The organism is Leisingera sp. SA32 (assembly GCF_056033425.1).
This window is the reverse complement of the sequence record NZ_JBVYHB010000002.1, coordinates 181,661-199,520: the sequence shown is the minus strand read 5'-3', so window position 1 is coordinate 199,520 and position 17,860 is coordinate 181,661. Positions and strand designations below refer to the sequence as shown.

Genomic DNA, 17,860 nt, shown 5'->3' with positions numbered 1-17,860 from the left:
TTGCAAGAGCGCAGGTCGGGAAACGACAGCAGTAATGCCGTTTTGGCGGTGTTTTGCCGGAAACTGTAACACTTGGCGAAAACCTGCCGCAGAGCCGCAAGCTCAGGGCAGATCAAAGGGGTCGGAGGCGTCCAGAATCCTGTCGGTGCTGTCGCCGCAGACAGGCGGCGCCTTTCGGTAGCTGACTGGCGTGCGCGAAAAATTCAGTGGGTTGCCCAACAGGCGGACCGGGCCTGCCGTGGTCTCCATGCCGATCACCATGTCGCGCGCGGCCACCTGGTCCGTCGCGAACAGGCTCTGCAGGTTTTGCACCGGACCCGCAGGCACCTTGCGTGTCTCCATTGCCAAGAGCATCGCATCGGTGCTGTGGCGTGCGATTGCCGGGACCAGAACCGCGTTCAACGCGTCGCGGTTCTGCAGTCTGGCGGGGTTCGTGGCAAACCGGGGGTCGTCGGCCAGGCCTTCGAGTTGCAGGAACGCCAGGAAGCGGCGGAACTGACTGTCGTTGCCCACCGCCAGGATCACATGGCCGTCGGCGGTGTGGTAAACGCCATATGGAACGATGCTGGGATGTTCGTTGCCGCGCCGCTTGGGGAGCTCGCCGGTGTTGAGATGGGCGACGCCTTCATTGATGAGCCAGGCGATCTGGGCGTCAACCAGCGCCAGATCAATCTGTTGCCCCTCGCCGGTCTTGTCGCGGTGGTGCAGCGCCGACAGGATGCCGATGCAGGCGTACATGCCGCACATCACGTCAGCGATCCCGACACCGGCCTTCATCGGCTGGCCATCCGGCTCTCCTGTCAGGGACATGATGCCGCCGAAGCCCTGCGCCATGATGTCATAACCGGGTTTGTGGCTGTTCGGCCCGGTCTGGCCATAGCCGGAGATCGAACAGTAGATCAGCCCCGGCAGGTCATCGCGCAGGCTGGGGTAGTCCAGCCCGTATTGTGCAAGGCCGCCGGGTTTGAAGTTCTCGATCAGGATGTCGGCCTGTGCTGCGAGGCGGCGAATTGTCTGCTGGCCTTTGGCGCTGGAAATATCCACCGCGATGGAGTGTTTGTTGCGGTTCGCGGCCATGAAATAGGCCGACAGGTCGGATTGGCTGCCTTCGGCATCCGTCACATAGGGCGGACCCCACTGGCGGGTGTCATCGCCGCCGGTGGCAGGGTTTTCCACTTTGATGACGGTGGCGCCCAGATCGCCAAGAAGTTGCGTGCAGGTTGGGCCGGCAAGAATGCGCGACAGGTCCAGGACCTTGACGCCCTGCAATGCGCCATGCGGCAGCTGTTCAGATCCGGCCATCGTAGCCTCCTGCATCGATCTCTGCCGAAATCACGGTGAATGTGTCTGCGCTCAGGGCGTTTTGGAGCGCGGCGCGCAGCTGGGCGCGGTCGGATACGGACACGCCGTTGCCGCCAAAAGCGCGGCCGATGGCGGCAAAGTCATGGCGGCCAAAATCGACGCCGCCATTGGGCAGTTGCCGCTGGCGTTGTTTCAGCTCGATCAGGGCGAGACTGGCGTCGGCAAAGACGACGAAGATCGGCGCCAGGCGCATCTCGGCGGCGGTGGCCAGTTCGCCCGCCACCATCAGAAAACCGGCGTCGCCCGAAAAACTGACCACTGGACGGTCTGGCTGCGCCAGCTTGCGTCCGATTGCCATCGGCACAGCGCAGCCCATCGTGCAAAGCCCCGAGGACTGGATCAGCCCGCGCGGCTCGGCGCAGTGCCACATCTGGCTGAGCAGGATCCGATGCGCGCCGCTGTCGGCTGTGGCCAGGGTCTCGGGCGGCAGGGTGGCGCGGCATTCGGCGATGACGCCCGCTGGCCCCCAAGCATCTGTCTGTGGGAAGGCGTCGGCCAGCGCCGCCCGCGCCTGTGCCGGGCGGCCCGAGGCCCAGGTGTCGCGCGGCTGTGCGCCTGCGCTGAGCGCCGCCAGCGTCGGCGCGAGGGCTGCGACACAGGTCAACCCCGCCTGGTGCATGTAGTGGGTGTTGGCTTCGGGGGCGATGTCGATCACCCGCTGGCTCTCCACAGTCCAGGCGTTGCGCCAGCCCGGCCGCATTTCGATCGGGTCATAGCCGAGGCAGAGCACCAGATCCGCCGCGCGCACCAGCGGCAGAAGATGGCGGTCGGCCAGCGGCGACAGCCCGGCACCGCCGAGGCACAGGGCGTGCTCTTCCGGCAGGAGGCCCTTGGCCTTGTAGGTGGTGACAAAGGGGATCTGGAAACGCTCGAGAAACGCGCGCAGGGCAGGTCCGGCGTCTTCCTGTAGCGCATCAAGGCCAATCACCGCCAACGGGCGTTCTGCTTCTGCCAGCCAGTGACGCGCCTGCGCCAGCGCCGCGCCGCTGGGCACGGTTGGCGTCGCAGGCGCGGAGCAGGCGGGGGCGCCCGCAGCCGGCGCATCTGCGACCGAGATCGGCACATCAATATGCACCGGCCCGTTACGCGGCGCGGTTGCAATGGCGACGGCCTTGTCGGTGATGAGCCCGGCCGCTTCGGCGTCGAGCCGGAAGCTGGCCTTGGTGATCGGACCCAGCACCGCCTGGTGGTCCAGCACCTGATGCGTGTAGCTGTGTGCCTCTGCGGCATCGACACAGCCGGTCAGCACCAGCATCGGTACCCTGTCCTGAAGGGCATTGGCCACGACATTGACCCCGTTCAGCGCGCCGGGGCCGAGGGTTGCGACAAGGATGACCGGTGCGCCATCTGCGTGATACACGCCTTCGCCAATGAAGCCTGCGCAGTTTTCATGCTTGGCCAGGTGAAAGGTAATGCCCGCCCGCGTCAGGGCATCCACCAAAGTCAGCACTTCGCCGCCAGGCATGCCGAAGGCGTGGCGGCATCCAGCCCGGTAAAGACGCTGCGCCAGAACGTCGGCGGCGCGATGGATCTGTGTCATGCGTGCGGTCCAAATTGTTGAAACAACGCCAGATTGCCGAGCGTGTCGCCGTGCGCAAGCCCTCTCACGCCAGTGTGAGATTACCGACGGCGGAAATCGGCGCATCTGCCGTGCATCTGAGTATTCTAGACCTGCAAGATGCGGCGCGCCTTGGCGGCGAATTTACCGGCTGGACTGCGCGGCGATGCTGGCGAAATGCCGGTCTAGGCGGGTGGCGAGTTCCGCAAGCGCGGCGCCACCCTCGTCGCTGTAGGGGGCAAAGACAGACGATGGCAGCTTGTAGGACAGGGTCGCGGTACCATCCGGGTTTTCGGTCACGTAGATGCGCAGCGGTGCTTCGATCATGGCGGCGGTGCTGAGGCCGAGGATCTGCACCGCATAGTCATTGTTGAACACGCCGATGACCCGGTTGCCGGGAATGGTGATGCCGCGCGCGGCGGCAGCCGCCGTAGGCCCGGCCTCTGTGACCACGCCGAGACCTTCGGCGCGGGCAGCTGTCTTTACATCTTCAATCAACTGGGCATGGGGTTTGCGTGTCGGATGTACCGCCCAGCCATCACGCGGGGGGATCGCGTCCGCAACGGCAGCTGTGCCGAGGGTCGCGATCAGAAAGGCGGCTGTTGTCACGAGAGTGCCGGTCATGCGGAGGTCTCCGGATTGGATTGCGCCTGACCCTAGCCCATGCGCGCGGTTGAGAGGTTTCACAATCGCGTGCGACAGGCGGCCGTGCGCCCGCCAGGGCAGATACCTGCGCGCGCCCCGGATGGGGCGCGCTCCGCTGGGCTCGTCGGATGTTACGGTTAACCTGCGATCTTGCCGCCGCCCTGCCGGGTCACCACCACCACCGAAGGGCGTGGTGGCATTCGGGGGTCAAAATCCGGCCAGCGGGTCGCCGGATCTTCGAAGGTTGAGGCGCGTTCGAACCCCTTCAGCGCCTTGGTGCCATCGGTGCCGGGATGCTGCACCGCCAGGAACAGGGTCTCGCCATCAGGCGTGAAATAGGGGCCGCAGAGTTCTCCACCCACCGGGCAGCGGAAGAACAGTTTTGAATGCCCGCGCAAGGCACCTTCGGTTTCAACGCCATAAAGCCCGTCGGACTTGCCGGTCTTGCCCCAGCCGCTGCCCTGATCGGTGGATACCCACAGGCGGCCGTCCGCATCAAAGGCGCAGTTGTCGGGGGAGCCGAACCAGCCGTCTTCCGAGGTCTCCGGGTTCCAGGCCGCACCCACCTCTGCCAGGGTGGGATCGCCGCATTTTACCAGGATGGACCATGCGCCGTGTCGGGCCGCGTGGTCGCCGTTGTCTTCCTTGATTTCAATGATATGACCAAAGTCAGAGCCCGCACGCGGGTTGGCAGCGTCCGTCTGATCGGCGCCGCGACGGGTGTTGTTGGTCAGCATGACATAGGCGGTGCCATCACCGCGCGGCTGGGCGTCCTCTGGCCGGTCCATGGGGGTGGCCCCCAGCGCGTCTGCTGCCAGCCGCGTGTCGATGAGCACATCTGCCTGGCTGGCAAAGCCGTTTTCCGCCGTCAGCGGTCCCTCACCATGCACCAGCGGCAGCCAGGTCACGGTGCCGTCTGCATCGAACCGCGCCACATAAAGCGTGCCGTCGCGCAGCAGGTGGGCATTGGCGGCGGGATCATCCGACACCGTGCCCGCAGAAACATATTTGTACTGGTAATCGAACCGCGCATCATCGCCCATGTAGACAACCAGATGGCCCGAGCTGGAGACGGTGGTCTCCGCACCCTCGTGGCGGAAGCGCCCCAATGCGGTGTGTTTCACCGGCATGGCGGTGGGGTCGCGCGGGTCGACCTCCACCACCCAGCCAAAGCGGTTCAGCTCGTTGGGTTCCTTGTCGACATTGAAACGGTCGTGATATTTGCCCCAGGCGTACCAGCGCCCCGGGGCGCCGTAGCGCTTCATCTGTTTCGCCTCTGGCTGGCCGGTGAGGTCAGGCTTGCCGTCCGCGTCCAGCTTGTCGGTCCAGAAATAGCCGTGAAAGTTCTCCTCGGCCATCAGCCAGGTGCCCCAGGGGGTCAGGCCGCCGGCGCAGTTGTTGAGCGTGCCAATCACGCGGGTGCCGCTGGGATCGGCGCTGGTCTGCATGCGCGGGTGGCCCGCGGCAGGGCCGTCAAGTGTCATCTCTGTGTGCAAGGGCGAGATGCGGCGATTCATGCGACCGTCCCGCACCACACGCCATTTGCCATCGCTGCCGCGGGCGATTTCCACCACCGAGCCGCCATGCGCCGCCATTTCGGTTTCGACCAGCTCACGCGTCATATCGGCAAAATCCGCCCGATCCTGGCGACCGAGGCCAGGGAACATCACTTCTTCGTTGGTGTATTCATGGTTGACGCAGAGCAGCCCGCGGCTGCCTTCCTGGTTCAGGGGCACAAAGCCGACATAATCGTTGTTGTAGCCAAACTGCTTGAGCTGCGCGGTAGCACTTTGGTTCATCACGTCGAAATCCGGCGCGTCGGCGGTAATCGGGTCGCCCCAGCGCAGCAGGATGTCGGCGTCATAGCCTTCAGCGACGTGGTGGGTTTCGTCATTCCCCCAGCGCAGTTCTTCAAAGTCGTAGCGCCCCTGCGCCGACGCTACCGCAGCGGCGGCCTGGCGCGGGGCGCTGAGCGCCGTGGCGCCGAACAAGGCCGCCGTGGCAGAGACCCCCAGCAGCCCCTTCAGCAGGTCGCGGCGGCCATATCGGGCTGCGATGACGTCGCCGATCGTGCGGTGCAGGTTGGGGTTGGCCGGAATGTCGTCGAAGGCCTCAAAAGCCTCGCCCTTGTTGCCCGTTTGCGGGTCGTCGATGATCTGTTTGCGATCCATGATGTGGCTCCAAAATCCAGTCGCTGGGTTGGCGCCGCGGCCGGAGGGGGGCTGCGGGTTGCCTGCATCTTCGACAGAACTGTAACAGGGGTTTGACGGATCCGGGGCGGTCATCAAGTTATCACAATTGCACTCCGCTCAGACCGCGGGGCGGAAACCGACAATCAGCTGGCGCAGCCCCAGGGCCGCACCGACAAAGATCGCTGCACAGGTTATCGGCGCCGAAAGGGCCAGCAGGGAAAAAGCGCTGAGCCCCTGGCCGACCGTGCAGCCCATGGCGATCACAGCCCCGGCCCCCATGAGCGCGGCACCGATGATCTGGCGGCGCAGCTCGCGTGGGTCTTCGCAGGCCTCCCAGCGAAAATGCCCCTTTATCAGCGAGCCGATAAATGCCCCGCACCAGACCCCGGCGACAGAGCCGACAGCGAAGGACACAGGGCGCAGGCTGCCGGTCATCCACCACAGGACGCTTTCGCCCAATGGCGCGGAAAAGGAGTGTGAGACCACCGGCAGGGCATCAAAGCCGGTGCTGGCAAGGTGACTGCTACCCGCCCAGCCGGAGGTGATTGCCAGACCGACGACGCAGCTCCAGAAGACCGCGCGCACATCGCGCAACAGTCCGCCGCCGCTGAGCGATGCGAGCAGGATCAGCGCGCCTGCTGGGATACCGATTGTGGCTGGCGACAGGCCGGTCCAGGCGGCCGCGTAATGGGCCAAACCGGGCGGCAGGCCGATGGTCACGTCCTGTTGGGCAAACAGCCAGTGGCGCACAGGGGCCAGCGGGCCGGCCAATACGACGTAGGTTGCAATTCCCATCACCAGCACGATGACAAAACTGCGCAGGTCGCCGCCGCCCAGCCGGGCAATCGCGCCATAGCCGCAGTTGCCGCTCAGCGCCATGCCGTAGCCAAACAGTATCCCGCCCAGGATCGAGGCCAGCGGCATCCAGCGCGTGGACAGGTAAAGCGACGACTGCATTTCCACCAGCCCGGCTGCGGACAGTGCAAAGGTTGCGATGACGGAGACGCCGATGGCGACGCCCCACATTCGAAGCCGCAGAGAAGTCCCACCGTAGAGCAGATCCTCGATTGCGCCCAAGGTGCAAAACCGTCCCAGCCGGGCGGCTAGCCCGAGCAGCACGCCGCCAAACAGCCCGACCAGGGCTGCAGATTGGTGCTCTGTCAGGAGGTCGAGCATGTCATGGTGTGTCAGATGCTTTCCTTGCAAAAGAGGTCATAGACCACCTCCAGTATGCGGCGGGGCTTGTCATCGGCCAGCCGGTAATAGATCGCCTTACCTTCGCGGCGCGGGACGACCAGCCCTTCCAGTCGCAGCCGGGACAGTTGTTGGGACACCGCCGCCTGACGGGCTGACAACAGCTCTTCCAGCTCGGTCACCGATTTTTCGCCCGAGACCAGGTGGCACAGGATCATCAGGCGCCCCTCGTGGCTGATCGCCTTGAGGAAATTGGACGCTTTGGCGGCATTGCCAACCATGCGATCCATGTCCTCGGGCGGCATGTCGGCAGAAAACTGCGGTAAGGCCATCTGTGTCTCCCGGCGGCGTTGCGCCTTGTGTCCCTGTCCTGCGGCGGCGCGGTCAGCTGCCGTCCGCTGTGTGCGAATTGTCAACAAAACCCGTATGGGCGCTTAGCAAATTGGTGAGCAGAGGCCAAAAGAAATCTTCGCCCGGATAACCTTCGATGCGCGCCCGTTCCTGTCCGTCCTCGACCAGCAGAAAGGTCGGGGTGAAAAGCACGCGGCGCTGCACGTCCAACTCGGGCGGCATGTCGCGCAGATCCACCCGGCGCAGCGGCGCAAAGCGGCCCTCGGTGGTCTTGGGGTAGACGGGCGCGATCTCGGCATGCCAGCGCGCGCACCATTCACAGCCCGGCTGTTCAACCATGACCAGCTCTGCCGCCAGCAAGGGCAGCGGCGCAAGCGTCAAGGCTGCCAATGTCAGCAGTTGCCGAAAGCGGCGCATCCGTGTCATCCACCTGTTGACGGTTCGTTGAGACTCAACGTAATTCGAATATGTGAATGATACAAGCCGGACCCGATGACGACCCTATGGGCGCGGCAATCGAAGGGTGTGACGGGATGCTGGAAATTTCCCTCTTTGGTGCGCTGGCGGCGGGGCTGCTGAGCTTTTTCACCCCGTGCATCCTGCCGATGGTGCCGTTTTACCTGTCGTATATGGGCGGCTTGTCGATGAGTGAGCTGCGGGGCGACGGGGCGATTGCGCCGGGCGCACAGCGGCGGTTGCTGGTCTCGGCGGTCTGTTTTGCGGCTGGTGTAACCACTGTTTTCATGCTGATGGGCATGGGGGCGACAGCGCTGGGGCAGCTGTTTGGCCAGTATCTGGAGCTGCTGTCCTATGGTGCGGCGGCGTTGCTGCTGGTGTTTGGGCTGCATTTTCTGGGCGTGGTCAGGATACCGTTGCTGTACCGCGAGGCGCGGATGGAGAGCAGCGCCGAGCCGTCGACCGTGCTTGGCGCCTATCTAATGGGGCTGGCCTTCGGCTTTGGCTGGACTCCTTGCGTCGGGCCGGCACTGGCCTCGATCCTGATGATCGCATCGGGCATGGGCGAGATCTGGCGTGGGGGACTTTTGCTGCTGATCTACGGCCTGGGCATGACCGCGCCATTTGTGGTGGCGGCGCTGTTTGCGCGTCCGTTTCTGGCTTGGGTGGCGCGCCACCGGGCCGCTTTTGCCTGGGTTGAAAAGGGCATGGGCGCAATGCTGGTGCTGTTTGCGGTGCTGATCGCCACCGGCGGCGTGCGCCTGATTGCCGAAGCAATGATCCGCTGGATGCCTGCATTCAGCACAATCGGATGACCGAAACCTGGGAGGGAAAACGATGCTGAAGACGATAACCAACACCATTTTGGCGCTGGCTCTGGCCGCGCCGCTGGCGGCGGCGGAACTGGGCGACGACGGGCTGCACAAGGCGCCCTGGATGCGAGATACCTTCAAGGATCTGCGCGAAGACTTGCAGGAGGCCAACGACGAAGGGAAGCGGCTGGCGCTGATCTTTGAGCAGCGCGGCTGTATCTATTGCACCAAGATGCACGAGGAGGTGCTGTCGCGGCCGGATATCAGCCAGTACATCTCCGAGAACTTCTTTGTGGTGCAGCTGAACCTGCATGGCGACATTGAGGTAACCGATTTCGACGGCGAGGTGCTGGCGGAAAAGGACATGGCGCGCAAATGGGGATTGCTGTTCACACCAACGATTCTGTTCCTGCCAGAAGCGGTAATCGAGGACAAAACCGCGCCGCAGGCGGCAGTAGCGGTGATGCCTGGCGCTTTTGGGCCGGGAACCACATTGGATATGTTTACATGGGTCAACGAAAAGCGTTATGCGCTTGAGAATGAGGAAGATTTCCAGCGCTACCACGCTCGTCGCATCCGCGAGCGCAACAATGGGTCCACGGATTAGAGGGCTGCGCAGCTTCTGGAAAAATTCACATGATTGAATTTGTTGTTGCGTACTGGTCTGCCTGCCGCCTAGGCTGGTTCGCAGTTAGCCAAGCCGCCGGGCGCGTGCGGCAGCCAACGGGAGGACATATGAAGCATCTATCTGTGACATTGGCGCGGACCGCCAGTATCGTCGCCGGTCTGGGCGCTGGTCTGGCTCTGGCCGGGACCGCGGCGCTGGCGGGCGAGATTGCCCCGAACGCGGTGCAATACGGCGAATACGGCGAAGTGGAAAGCTCGCTGACCGGGACTGCAGGCGATCCTGAGGCCGGCGCCGTCATCGCGGGCACCAAGTCCAAGGGCAACTGCGTCGCCTGCCACCAGCTGAGCGCGCTGGCAGACGTGCCGTTCCACGGCGAAATCGGCCCCTCCCTGGACGGGGCAGGTGACCGCTGGACCGAGGCGGAGCTGCGCGGCCTGGTGGCAAATGCCAAAATGACGTTCGAGGGCACCATGATGCCGGCCTTTTACAAGGTCGAAGGCTTTATCCGGCCTGGCGATGCCTATACCGGGGAGGCCGGCACCGAGCCGTTGCCGCCGATCCTGACGGCACAGGAAATCGAGGACGTCGTTGCCTTTCTGGGAACCTTGAAAGAAGAATGACGCACGGCGCGGCCTGAGGCCGCCTGCCGCGCGCGGGACAATCAAAGGAGAAATATGATGGAGTTCTCACGCCGTGAGACCTTGGCCCTGGGCCTGGGCGCCGCCGTGGCAACCGTGCTGCCATTCCAGGTGAACGCAAAGGCAGAAGACCGGATCGCCGACTTCACCGGTGGTGCGGAGCTAGCGGATGCTGGCGTTACCCTGAACGCACCGGAGATTGCCGAAAACGGCAACACCGTGCCGATCTCGGTCGAGGCGCCGGGCGCCACCGCGATCATGTTGCTGGCCACAGGCAATCCTGAACCTGGCGTTGCGACCTTCAAGTTTGGCCCCGCGGCGGCCCAGCAGGCGGCGTCGACCCGGATTCGTCTGGCGGGCACGCAGGATGTGGTGGCCGTGGCCAAGCTGGCGGATGGCACCTTTGCCAAGACCAGCGCCACCATCAAGGTCACCATCGGCGGCTGTGGCGGCTGATAGCCGCTGCGCCTAACGGTATTCTGAAGGAGTAACAAAGACATGGCATCCGGTGTTAAACCCCGCGTCAAAGTCCCGAAAACCGCTGCCGTCGGCGAGGCGGTCACAATCAAGACCCTGATCAGCCACAAGATGGAAAGCGGTCAGCGCAAGGACAAGGACGGCAATACCATCCCGCGTTCGATCATCAACCGGTTCACCTGCGCCTTCAACGGCGAGATGGTGGTGGATGTGGCGTTGGAGCCCGCTATCTCGACCAACCCCTATTTCCAGTTCGACGCCATGGTGTCCGAAGCGGGTGAGTTCGTCTTCACCTGGTATGACGACGATGGCTCGGTCTACGACACAAGCAAGAAAATCGCCGTTTCCTGATCCGTTCCGGATCTTCAGGCACGCGCCCTGGCCGGGGCTCTTCGGGCAGGGCAGGCACCCACGGGAGGACAAGGAATGAAGACACAGGTAATTGCCGCCGCCGTCGTGCTGGCGCTGCCGCTGGCTGCGGGCGCTGGCCCCGATGATGACACGCTGGTGGTCAACGAAGAGATCGAAATGGTCACCAAGACCGCCGCACCGGAGCATCTGTCGGATGTGATGGACGAGGTGATGTCGGGCTGGCATTTCCGCTCGGACGAGACCCAGGCGTTGCAGATGGACGATTTTGAGAACCCGGCGATGGTCTATGTCGACCAGGCACTGGAGACCTGGGAGGCGGTCGACGGCTCCGAGGGCAAATCCTGCGCCTCCTGCCACGGCGATGTCGAAGAGAGCATGGCAGGCGTGCGCGCCGTCTATCCCAAGTGGAACGAGGCCGCCGGCGAAGTTCGCACCCTGAACATGCAGATCAACGATTGCCGCGAAAGCCAGATGGGGGCCGAGCCGTGGAAGTACACGGGCGGCAAGATGGCGGCCATGGAAGCGCTGATCTCCGTCCAGTCGCGCGGCCTGCCGGTCGATGTTGCGATCGACGGCCCGGCCCAGTCCACCTGGGAGAAGGGGCGCGAGATGTACTACACCCGTACCGGCCAGCTGGAACTGTCCTGCGCCAACTGCCATGAAGACAACTATGGCAACATGATCCGAGCTGACCATCTGAGCCAGGGCCATATCAACGGCTTTCCGGTGTACCGCTTGAAGAACACCAAGCTGAACACCGCGCATGCGCGATTCAAGGGCTGCGTGCGTGACACCCGCGCCGAAACATACAAACCCGGATCGGCGGATTTCGTCGCACTGGAGCTGTATGTCGCCTCGCGCGGCAACGGACTGTCGGTCGAGGCACCGTCCGTCCGCAACTGATTTTGTCGCCCCGCGCCTGGTGCCAGGTGCGGGGCGTCTCTTTTTCGAAACATTCACTTGCGCGAATATGTCGCGCGTGCATAGAGGATGAGTGTACCGATGATCTCGCGCCGCGATTTTTTGCAGGTTTCGATGGCCACCTCCGCGCTGGTGGGGGCTTCCGGCTTTGGAAACTGGGCCCGGCTGGCTGCACAGCAGTCACTAACCCAGGATCAGCTGCTGGAGTTTGACACCTATGGCAACATCAGCCTGATCCATGTCACGGATATTCACGGGCAGCTGAAGCCGATCTATTTCCGTGAGCCGTCGGTTAATATCGGAGTGGGTGCCAACAAGGGGCACGTGCCGCACATCACAGGCGCCGACTTCCGCAAGGCCTATGGCATCGCGGATGGCAGCCCCTCGGCCTATGCGCTGACCTATAATGATTTTGCATCTCTGGCGCAGGCCTATGGCCGGGTCGGCGGCCTTGACCGGGTGGCAACAATCATCAATGCGATCCGCGCCGACCGCCCTGACGCGTTGTTATTTGATGGCGGCGACACCTGGCACGGCTCCTACACCTGCCACCACACCGCGGGCCAGGACATGGTCAACGTGATGAATGCGCTGAAACCCGATGCCATGACATTCCATTGGGAATTCACGCTGGGGTCAGACCGTGTGCAGGAGATTGTCGAAAACCTGCCCTTCGCGGCGCTTGGGCAGAATATCTTTGATGCCGAATGGGATGAGCCGGCTGAGCTGTTCAAGCCCTACAAGTTCTTCGAACGTGGCGGGGCCAAGGTGGCCGTGATCGGGCAGGCCTTCCCCTATATGCCGATCGCCAACCCAGGCTGGATGTTCCCGGAGTATTCCTTCGGCATCCGGGATGAAAATATGCAGGCAATGGTGGATGAGGTCCGCGCCGCGGGCGCTGATCTGGTGGTGGTGCTCAGCCACAACGGGTTTGACGTCGACAAGAAGATGGCCGGCAAGGTACAGGGCATCGACGTGATCCTGTCGGGCCACACCCATGACGCGCTGCCCGAACCGGTGCTGGTGGGCAAGACTCATATCATCGCGTCAGGCTCCAACGGGAAATTCGTGTCCCGCGTGGATCTGGACGTGCGCGACGGCCAGCTGATGGGCCTGCGGCACAAGCTGATCCCGGTTTTCTCGGACGTGATCGCGCCCGACCCGGCCGTGGCCCAGCTGATCGAGGCGGAACGCGCACCCTTCAAGAAACAGCTGGCGGAGGTCATCGGTCAGACCGATACGTTGCTGTACCGGCGCGGCAACTTCAACGGCTCCTGGGACGACCTGATCTGCGACGCGCTGCTGAGCGAGCGGGAGGCGGATATCGCCATGTCGCCAGGTGTACGCTGGGGGCCATCGCTGGTGCCCGGCGACGACATCACGCGGGAGGACATTTGGAACGTCACCTCGATGTCTTATGGCGCGGCCTATCGGTCGGAGATGACGGGCGAGTTCATCAAGGTGATTCTGGAGGACGTGGCCGACAACATCTTCAACCCCGACCCCTATTACCAGCAAGGAGGCGACATGGTGCGGATCGGCGGCATGGGTTACCGCATCGACATCAGCAAGCCGCAGGGCGACCGCATCAGCGAGATGACGCTGTTGAAAACCGGCGAGGCGATTGATCCGGCGAAATCCTACGTGGTGGCCGGCTGGGCCAGTGTGAACGAAGGCACCGAAGGCCCGATGATCTGGGACGTGGTCGAGGACCATATCCGCAAGCTGGGCACTGTCCGGCTGGACCCGAACAACTCAGTGCAGGTGGCGGGCGTCTGAGGACGCTGGTTGACGCCGGGACGGGGTGACCCTGTTCCGGCGGTACTGAAAAAAATTTGCGCAGTTGAATTCACGAACGTGAATTTATCTATGTGAGGAGGCAAGATTAATGAATGAAGATGCCAAAGGCGCGGCGCCCTCGCGTCGCCAATTCCTGACCGGAGCGGCAGCAGGGGCGGGCGCGGTGGCAGCCGGAGCTGCCAGTGCCGCCGCCCCCGATCCGCTGATCACCAAGGTTCAGGACTGGGCCAGTGGTCTGGGCGACGGCGTGGATGTCACCCCCTATGGCCTGCCGATCAAATACGAGAGCGACGTTGTGCGCCGCAATGTTGAATGGCTGACGGCGGACACCATCAGCTCCATCAACTTCACTCCGATCCACGCGCTGGACGGCACGATCACGCCGCAAGGCTGCGCCTTTGAGCGGCACCATTCGGGGGCGATCGAGCTGCGCAAGGAAGACTACCGGCTGATGATCAATGGGCTGGTCGACACGCCATTGGTGTTCACCTATGCGGATCTGGAGCGCTTTCCGCGCGAGAACCGGGTGTATTTCTGCGAATGCGCGGCGAACTCCGGCATGGAGTGGGCCGGCGCGCAGCTGAACGGCGCGCAATTCACCCACGGCATGATCCACAATATGGAATACTCCGGCGTACCGCTGCGTACCCTGCTGGAGGAAGCCGGAGTAAAGCCCGAGGGCAAGTGGATCTACGTGGAGGGGGCGGATGCGTCCTCCAACGGGCGCTCGATCCCGCTGGACAAGGCGATGGACGACGTTCTGGTCGCCTTCAAGGCCAATGGCGAGGCGCTGCGCAAGGAGCATGGCTATCCGGTGCGGCTGGTTGTGCCGGGCTGGGAAGGCAACATGTGGATCAAGTGGCTGCGTCGGGTGGAGGTCATGGACCAGCCCGTCGAAAGCCGCGAGGAGACGTCCAAGTACACCGACACGCTGGCGAATGGGACCAGCCGCAAATGGACCTGGGAGATGGATGCGAAATCCGTCATCACCAGCCCCAGCCCGCAAGCGCCGATCACCCATGGAGCGGGGCCGTTGGTGATTACCGGGCTGGCCTGGTCCGGCCGTGGCGCGATCACCGGCGTGGATGTGTCGCTGGACGGTGGCAAGAACTGGCAGCAGGCGCGACTGGCCGCACCCGGAGCGGACAAGGCTCTGAGCCGGTTCTATCTCGATATTGACTGGGATGGCTCCGAGATGCTGCTGCAAAGCCGAGCCAGGGATGCCAGCGGCTATGTCCAGCCCAGCAAGGCGCAGCTGCGCGAGGTGCGCGGTCTGAATTCGATCTACCACAACAACGCCATCCAGACCTGGTGGGTCAAGGCAAACGGGGAGGCGGAAAATGTCGAGGTTTCTTGAAAAGGTGAACACCACGGTGGCGGGCCGCGTCCGGACACTGCCCGCATTTTCCGCGGGACGGGCCATCGTCCTTGCGGTTTCGCTTGCCGCTCTCGGCGTCGGGCCGGCGTCTGCCGGGAAATTCGGCCTTGGCCGCCCTGCGTTGCCGCAGGAAATCGCGGCCTGGGATCTGGACGTGGCACCCGACGGCAGCGGCCTGCCCGCGGGCGCGGGCGATGTGCTGACCGGCGAGGAGGTCTTTGCCGAGAAATGCGCCAGCTGCCATGGCGATTTTGCCGAGGGCGTTGGCAACTGGCCCAAGCTGGCGGGCGGCTGGGATACGTTGGACCATGACGATCCGGTCAAGACCGTGGGCAGCTACTGGCCGCATCTCACCTCGGTGTGGGACTACATCAACCGCTCGATGCCATTTGGCGATGCACAGTCCCTGACAGCGGATGAAGTCTATGCGGTGACAGCCTATATCCTTTATTCCAATGATCTTGTGGATGAGGATTTTACCCTTACGGAACAAAACCTTCTTGAAATCAGCTTGCCCAACCGCACGGGCTTTGTGGTGGACGACAGGCTCGCCGCGGAGCAGCATTTCTGGACCGATGCCCCCTGCATGAACAACTGCAAGGACACGGTCGAGATCACCATGCGGGCGCGGGCGCTGGATGTGACGCCATCAGAGCCGCAGGTCGCCGCGTTGGAATCTGCTGCCGAGGACGTGGCGTCGAAGTCCGCAGCCGATACCGCGGAGGCTCCCCCCATCAGCCCGGCGCCCGACCCGCAGCTGGTCGCGGCCGGGGAAAAGGTGTTCCGGAAATGCAAAGCCTGCCACCAGGTCGGCCCGGAGGCCAAGTCTCGCAGCGGTCCGGCGTTGAACGGGATCGTCGGCGCGCCGGCCGCGCAGGTGTCGGGCTTCAGGTATTCCAAGGCAATGAAAACGGCCGCCGCCGAAGGGCTGGTTTGGGATACCGGGTCGCTCGGCGCATTTCTTGCCAAACCAAAAGCCTTTCTCAAGGGGACCAAGATGTCTTTTGCGGGGCTGCGCAAGTCCGAGGATGTGGCGGCCGTCATCGCCTATCTGCAATCGCAGGCGGAGTAACAAATGGCGCGTGGCGCGGTACCGATAGCCCCGCGCCACGGCTTTGGCCTGAAAGGGATCAGCTCCAGCCCTTGCGGAAAAAATGAGGGCTGGCGCCGAACTTGCGCTTGAACTGGCGCGAGAAATGCGTTGCCGAATTGAAACCCGACGCCAGTGCGATTTCTGTCACGCTCATCGACGTTTCATTCATTAGCGCAAAGGCATGGCTGAGACGCATATCGAAATAGACGTGCATCGGGCTCTGGTTCAGATAGCGTGAGAACAGCCGCTCCAACTGGCGGCGGGAAATGTCGAGACGGTCGCACAGCTCCCCGATGGACAGCGGCTCTTCGATCGACTCCTGCATCAGTTGCAGGGCGTTCAGCAGCCTTTGATTGCGGCTGCCGATTGCAACGGCATAGTTGGACTTCTGCGGTGCCGCTTGACCGCCGGAGCGCACATGCAGGCACATGTCGGCAACGATGATCGCCAGCTGCTTGCCATGGTGTTCTTCGATCAGGTGCAGCATCATGTCGGTGGCGGCATTGCCACCCCCACAGGTCATCAGCGGGCCGGAGATCTCAAAGATGTTGGGCGAGGGCGCCAGATTTGGATAGCTTTCCAGAAAGCCTGGCTGGTTCTCCCAGTGCAGGGTGAATTTATGCCCCTTGATCAGGCCAGCCTGCGCCAGCGCAAAGACACCGGTGCAGATGCCGCCGATGGCACGGCCAAAGCGGCTCTCGCGGCGCAGCCAGTTCAGGGTCACTTCGCTGGCGGCGTTCTGTGGCTCGACCCCGGCGCAGACAAACCCAATCGAGTCCGCGGGCAACGGTTGCAACGGCATGTCCGGGGTGACGACCATGCCGTTGGAGCAGCGCACAGGCTGGCCGTCCTCCGTCATGATAAACCAGCGGAAAAGGCGCGTCCCGGTGACTTGGTTGGCAATCCGCAACGGCTCAATGGCCGCAGCCACCGGCAGCATGGTCGCCTTGGGCAACAGCAGGAAATAGAAGTCTTTTGGCGCGCCATCAAAGGGGATGGCCAGATTGGCCGCAGCCCCTTTCTGAACAAAACTGTCATCGGTCATGATGGGATCCCAATGCGAAAGCCGGGGTAATCGGGTCCCGGCACGTTGCAGTCTTCTGTTTGTTTCCTAAGGTGCCGCGCCGCGGTACAGCCCGAAATTTGCGACGGCGCTCTGGTAATTTGCGACACAGGATGCAGCGATGCGTCATCGTGAAAATCACCGCCGCCCCTTGCAGCCAAAAATTGGCGAGACTAAGACTCGGGTAACACTGTGTCGGGTATGGTGCCGGACATAAACAACGCAGGCAGGTCGAAATGATTGATCCCAGAGAAACATACATGAATACCCTGGTCCCGATGGTGGTTGAGCAGACCAGCCGGGGCGAGCGCGCCTATGACATTTTTTCGCGCCTGCTGAAGGAGCGGATCATCTTTCTGAACGGTCCGGTTCACGATGGCATGAGCTCCTTGATCGTGGCGCAGCTGCTGCACCTCGAGGCGGAAAACCCGTCCAAGGAAATCTCGATGTACATCAACAGCCCCGGCGGTGTGGTGACCAGCGGCCTGTCGATCTATGACACCATGCAGTACATCAAGCCGAAGGTCTCGACACTGGTGATCGGCCAGGCGGCCTCGATGGGCTCGCTGCTGCTGACCGCCGGTGAGCCTGGCATGCGCTTCAGCCTGCCTAATTCCCGCGTGATGGTGCACCAGCCCTCCGGCGGCTTCCAGGGTCAGGCGACCGACATCATGATCCACGCCGAGGAAACGCTGAAGCTGAAAAAGCGCCTCAACGAGATCTACGTCAAGCACACTGGCCAGAGCTACGACAAGATCGTCGATGCGCTGGAGCGCGACAACTTCATGTCGCCCGAGGAGGCCAAGGAATTTGGCCTGATCGACGAAATCGTCGAAAATCGCGCCAAGGGCGGCGATGAACAGGCCTGAGCGGCACTGATCTGAACAACCGGCGCCCCGGTTTTTACTGGGGCGCACTTT

18 protein-coding genes are annotated in these 17,860 nt (G+C 63.1%); 10 read left to right on the top strand and 8 right to left on the bottom strand.

What is annotated here, in order from left to right:
- Positions 1 to 102: 102 nt before the first annotated feature.
- The 7 genes from AC0IPL_RS03590 to AC0IPL_RS03560 all read right to left on the bottom strand — a co-directional run bounded on the left by AC0IPL_RS03590 (position 103) and on the right by AC0IPL_RS03560 (position 7,719).
- Entirely contained in the window at positions 103 to 1,302 is a 1,200-nt protein-coding gene (locus AC0IPL_RS03590) for a CaiB/BaiF CoA transferase family protein (protein WP_474272253.1), read from the bottom strand.
- Entirely contained in the window at positions 1,289 to 2,902 is a 1,614-nt protein-coding gene (locus AC0IPL_RS03585) for a thiamine pyrophosphate-binding protein (protein ID WP_474272252.1), read from the bottom strand. Before AC0IPL_RS03585 ends, AC0IPL_RS03590 begins: the two co-directional genes overlap by 14 nt.
- A 162-nt stretch (positions 2,903 to 3,064) precedes the next feature.
- Positions 3,065 to 3,544, bottom strand: a complete 480-nt coding sequence (locus tag AC0IPL_RS03580; protein WP_474272251.1) for a DUF302 domain-containing protein — start codon at positions 3,542 to 3,544, stop codon at positions 3,065 to 3,067.
- A 158-nt stretch (positions 3,545 to 3,702) separates the two neighbouring features.
- On the bottom strand, positions 3,703 to 5,736 hold the full coding sequence (locus AC0IPL_RS03575) for a PhoX family protein (RefSeq protein WP_474272250.1): 2,034 nt from the start codon (positions 5,734 to 5,736) through the stop codon (positions 3,703 to 3,705).
- Between the two features lie 138 nt (positions 5,737 to 5,874).
- The gene (locus tag AC0IPL_RS03570) at positions 5,875 to 6,933 is read right to left on the bottom strand and encodes a YeeE/YedE family protein (RefSeq protein WP_474272249.1); all 1,059 of its coding nucleotides are present in this window, start codon (positions 6,931 to 6,933) and stop codon (positions 5,875 to 5,877) included.
- A gap of 11 nt (positions 6,934 to 6,944) precedes the next feature.
- Complete coding sequence (locus tag AC0IPL_RS03565) at positions 6,945 to 7,283, bottom strand: ArsR/SmtB family transcription factor (protein ID WP_474272248.1); 339 nt, start codon at positions 7,281 to 7,283, stop codon at positions 6,945 to 6,947.
- 52 nt (positions 7,284 to 7,335) lie between these two features.
- Positions 7,336 to 7,719 carry a hypothetical protein gene (locus tag AC0IPL_RS03560; RefSeq protein WP_474272246.1) on the bottom strand — a complete coding sequence of 128 codons (384 nt, stop codon included), beginning with the start codon at positions 7,717 to 7,719 and terminating at the stop codon, positions 7,336 to 7,338.
- A 116-nt stretch (positions 7,720 to 7,835) separates the two neighbouring features.
- On the opposite strand from AC0IPL_RS03560, the gene AC0IPL_RS03555 reads away from it, so the two are divergent.
- From AC0IPL_RS03555 to AC0IPL_RS03515, 9 genes are all read left to right on the top strand, one after another.
- Positions 7,836 to 8,573, top strand: coding sequence for a cytochrome c biogenesis CcdA family protein (locus AC0IPL_RS03555; protein ID WP_474272581.1), 738 nt, complete (start codon positions 7,836 to 7,838; stop codon positions 8,571 to 8,573).
- Between the two features lie 22 nt (positions 8,574 to 8,595).
- Positions 8,596 to 9,177, top strand: a complete 582-nt coding sequence (locus AC0IPL_RS03550; protein WP_474272245.1) for a thioredoxin family protein — start codon at positions 8,596 to 8,598, stop codon at positions 9,175 to 9,177.
- Between the two features lie 128 nt (positions 9,178 to 9,305).
- Positions 9,306 to 9,818: a sulfur oxidation c-type cytochrome SoxX gene (soxX, locus tag AC0IPL_RS03545; protein ID WP_474272244.1), complete on the top strand. Its 513-nt coding sequence runs from the start codon at positions 9,306 to 9,308 to the stop codon at positions 9,816 to 9,818.
- Positions 9,819 to 9,875: 57 nt separating this feature from the next.
- Positions 9,876 to 10,292, top strand: a complete 417-nt coding sequence (soxY, locus tag AC0IPL_RS03540) for a thiosulfate oxidation carrier protein SoxY (protein ID WP_474272242.1) — start codon at positions 9,876 to 9,878, stop codon at positions 10,290 to 10,292.
- Positions 10,293 to 10,334: 42 nt separating this feature from the next.
- Complete coding sequence (gene soxZ / locus AC0IPL_RS03535) at positions 10,335 to 10,664, top strand: thiosulfate oxidation carrier complex protein SoxZ (RefSeq protein ID WP_474272241.1); 330 nt, start codon at positions 10,335 to 10,337, stop codon at positions 10,662 to 10,664.
- A 75-nt stretch (positions 10,665 to 10,739) separates the two neighbouring features.
- On the top strand, positions 10,740 to 11,588 hold the full coding sequence (soxA, locus tag AC0IPL_RS03530) for a sulfur oxidation c-type cytochrome SoxA (RefSeq protein ID WP_474272240.1): 849 nt from the start codon (positions 10,740 to 10,742) through the stop codon (positions 11,586 to 11,588).
- Positions 11,589 to 11,687: 99 nt separating this feature from the next.
- On the top strand, positions 11,688 to 13,385 hold the full coding sequence (gene soxB, locus AC0IPL_RS03525; RefSeq protein WP_474272580.1) for a thiosulfohydrolase SoxB: 1,698 nt from the start codon (positions 11,688 to 11,690) through the stop codon (positions 13,383 to 13,385).
- Positions 13,386 to 13,494: 109 nt separating this feature from the next.
- Positions 13,495 to 14,763 (top strand): sulfite dehydrogenase, encoded by a 1,269-nt coding sequence (gene soxC, locus AC0IPL_RS03520; RefSeq protein ID WP_474272239.1) that lies wholly within the window; start codon positions 13,495 to 13,497, stop codon positions 14,761 to 14,763.
- Positions 14,747 to 15,856: a c-type cytochrome gene (locus AC0IPL_RS03515; protein WP_474272238.1), complete on the top strand. Its 1,110-nt coding sequence runs from the start codon at positions 14,747 to 14,749 to the stop codon at positions 15,854 to 15,856. Before soxC ends, AC0IPL_RS03515 begins: the two co-directional genes overlap by 17 nt.
- Before the next feature lie 58 nt (positions 15,857 to 15,914).
- On the opposite strand, the gene AC0IPL_RS03510 is transcribed toward AC0IPL_RS03515, so the two are convergent.
- Positions 15,915 to 16,922 carry a GlxA family transcriptional regulator gene (locus AC0IPL_RS03510; protein ID WP_474272237.1) on the bottom strand — a complete coding sequence of 336 codons (1,008 nt, stop codon included), beginning with the start codon at positions 16,920 to 16,922 and terminating at the stop codon, positions 15,915 to 15,917.
- Positions 16,923 to 17,176: 254 nt separating this feature from the next.
- Between AC0IPL_RS03510 and AC0IPL_RS03505 the strand changes: the two genes are divergently transcribed.
- Entirely contained in the window at positions 17,177 to 17,809 is a 633-nt protein-coding gene (locus tag AC0IPL_RS03505; RefSeq protein WP_474272236.1) for an ATP-dependent Clp protease proteolytic subunit, read from the top strand.
- Positions 17,810 to 17,860 lie beyond the last annotated feature (51 nt).

Coding starts and splice junctions, on each gene's coding strand:
- AC0IPL_RS03590 (WP_474272253.1), bottom strand. CDS start 1,302: ATGGCCGGATCTGAACAGCTGCCGCATGGCGCATTGCAGGGCGTCAAG.
- AC0IPL_RS03585 (WP_474272252.1), bottom strand. CDS start 2,902: ATGACACAGATCCATCGCGCCGCCGACGTTCTGGCGCAGCGTCTTTAC.
- AC0IPL_RS03580 (WP_474272251.1), bottom strand. CDS start 3,544: ATGACCGGCACTCTCGTGACAACAGCCGCCTTTCTGATCGCGACCCTC.
- AC0IPL_RS03575 (WP_474272250.1), bottom strand. CDS start 5,736: ATGGATCGCAAACAGATCATCGACGACCCGCAAACGGGCAACAAGGGC.
- AC0IPL_RS03570 (WP_474272249.1), bottom strand. CDS start 6,933: ATGCTCGACCTCCTGACAGAGCACCAATCTGCAGCCCTGGTCGGGCTG.
- AC0IPL_RS03565 (WP_474272248.1), bottom strand. CDS start 7,283: ATGGCCTTACCGCAGTTTTCTGCCGACATGCCGCCCGAGGACATGGAT.
- AC0IPL_RS03560 (WP_474272246.1), bottom strand. CDS start 7,719: ATGCGCCGCTTTCGGCAACTGCTGACATTGGCAGCCTTGACGCTTGCG.
- AC0IPL_RS03555 (WP_474272581.1), top strand. CDS start 7,836: ATGCTGGAAATTTCCCTCTTTGGTGCGCTGGCGGCGGGGCTGCTGAGC.
- AC0IPL_RS03550 (WP_474272245.1), top strand. CDS start 8,596: ATGCTGAAGACGATAACCAACACCATTTTGGCGCTGGCTCTGGCCGCG.
- soxX (WP_474272244.1), top strand. CDS start 9,306: ATGAAGCATCTATCTGTGACATTGGCGCGGACCGCCAGTATCGTCGCC.
- soxY (WP_474272242.1), top strand. CDS start 9,876: ATGGAGTTCTCACGCCGTGAGACCTTGGCCCTGGGCCTGGGCGCCGCC.
- soxZ (WP_474272241.1), top strand. CDS start 10,335: ATGGCATCCGGTGTTAAACCCCGCGTCAAAGTCCCGAAAACCGCTGCC.
- soxA (WP_474272240.1), top strand. CDS start 10,740: ATGAAGACACAGGTAATTGCCGCCGCCGTCGTGCTGGCGCTGCCGCTG.
- soxB (WP_474272580.1), top strand. CDS start 11,688: ATGATCTCGCGCCGCGATTTTTTGCAGGTTTCGATGGCCACCTCCGCG.
- soxC (WP_474272239.1), top strand. CDS start 13,495: ATGAATGAAGATGCCAAAGGCGCGGCGCCCTCGCGTCGCCAATTCCTG.
- AC0IPL_RS03515 (WP_474272238.1), top strand. CDS start 14,747: ATGTCGAGGTTTCTTGAAAAGGTGAACACCACGGTGGCGGGCCGCGTC.
- AC0IPL_RS03510 (WP_474272237.1), bottom strand. CDS start 16,922: ATGACCGATGACAGTTTTGTTCAGAAAGGGGCTGCGGCCAATCTGGCC.
- AC0IPL_RS03505 (WP_474272236.1), top strand. CDS start 17,177: ATGATTGATCCCAGAGAAACATACATGAATACCCTGGTCCCGATGGTG.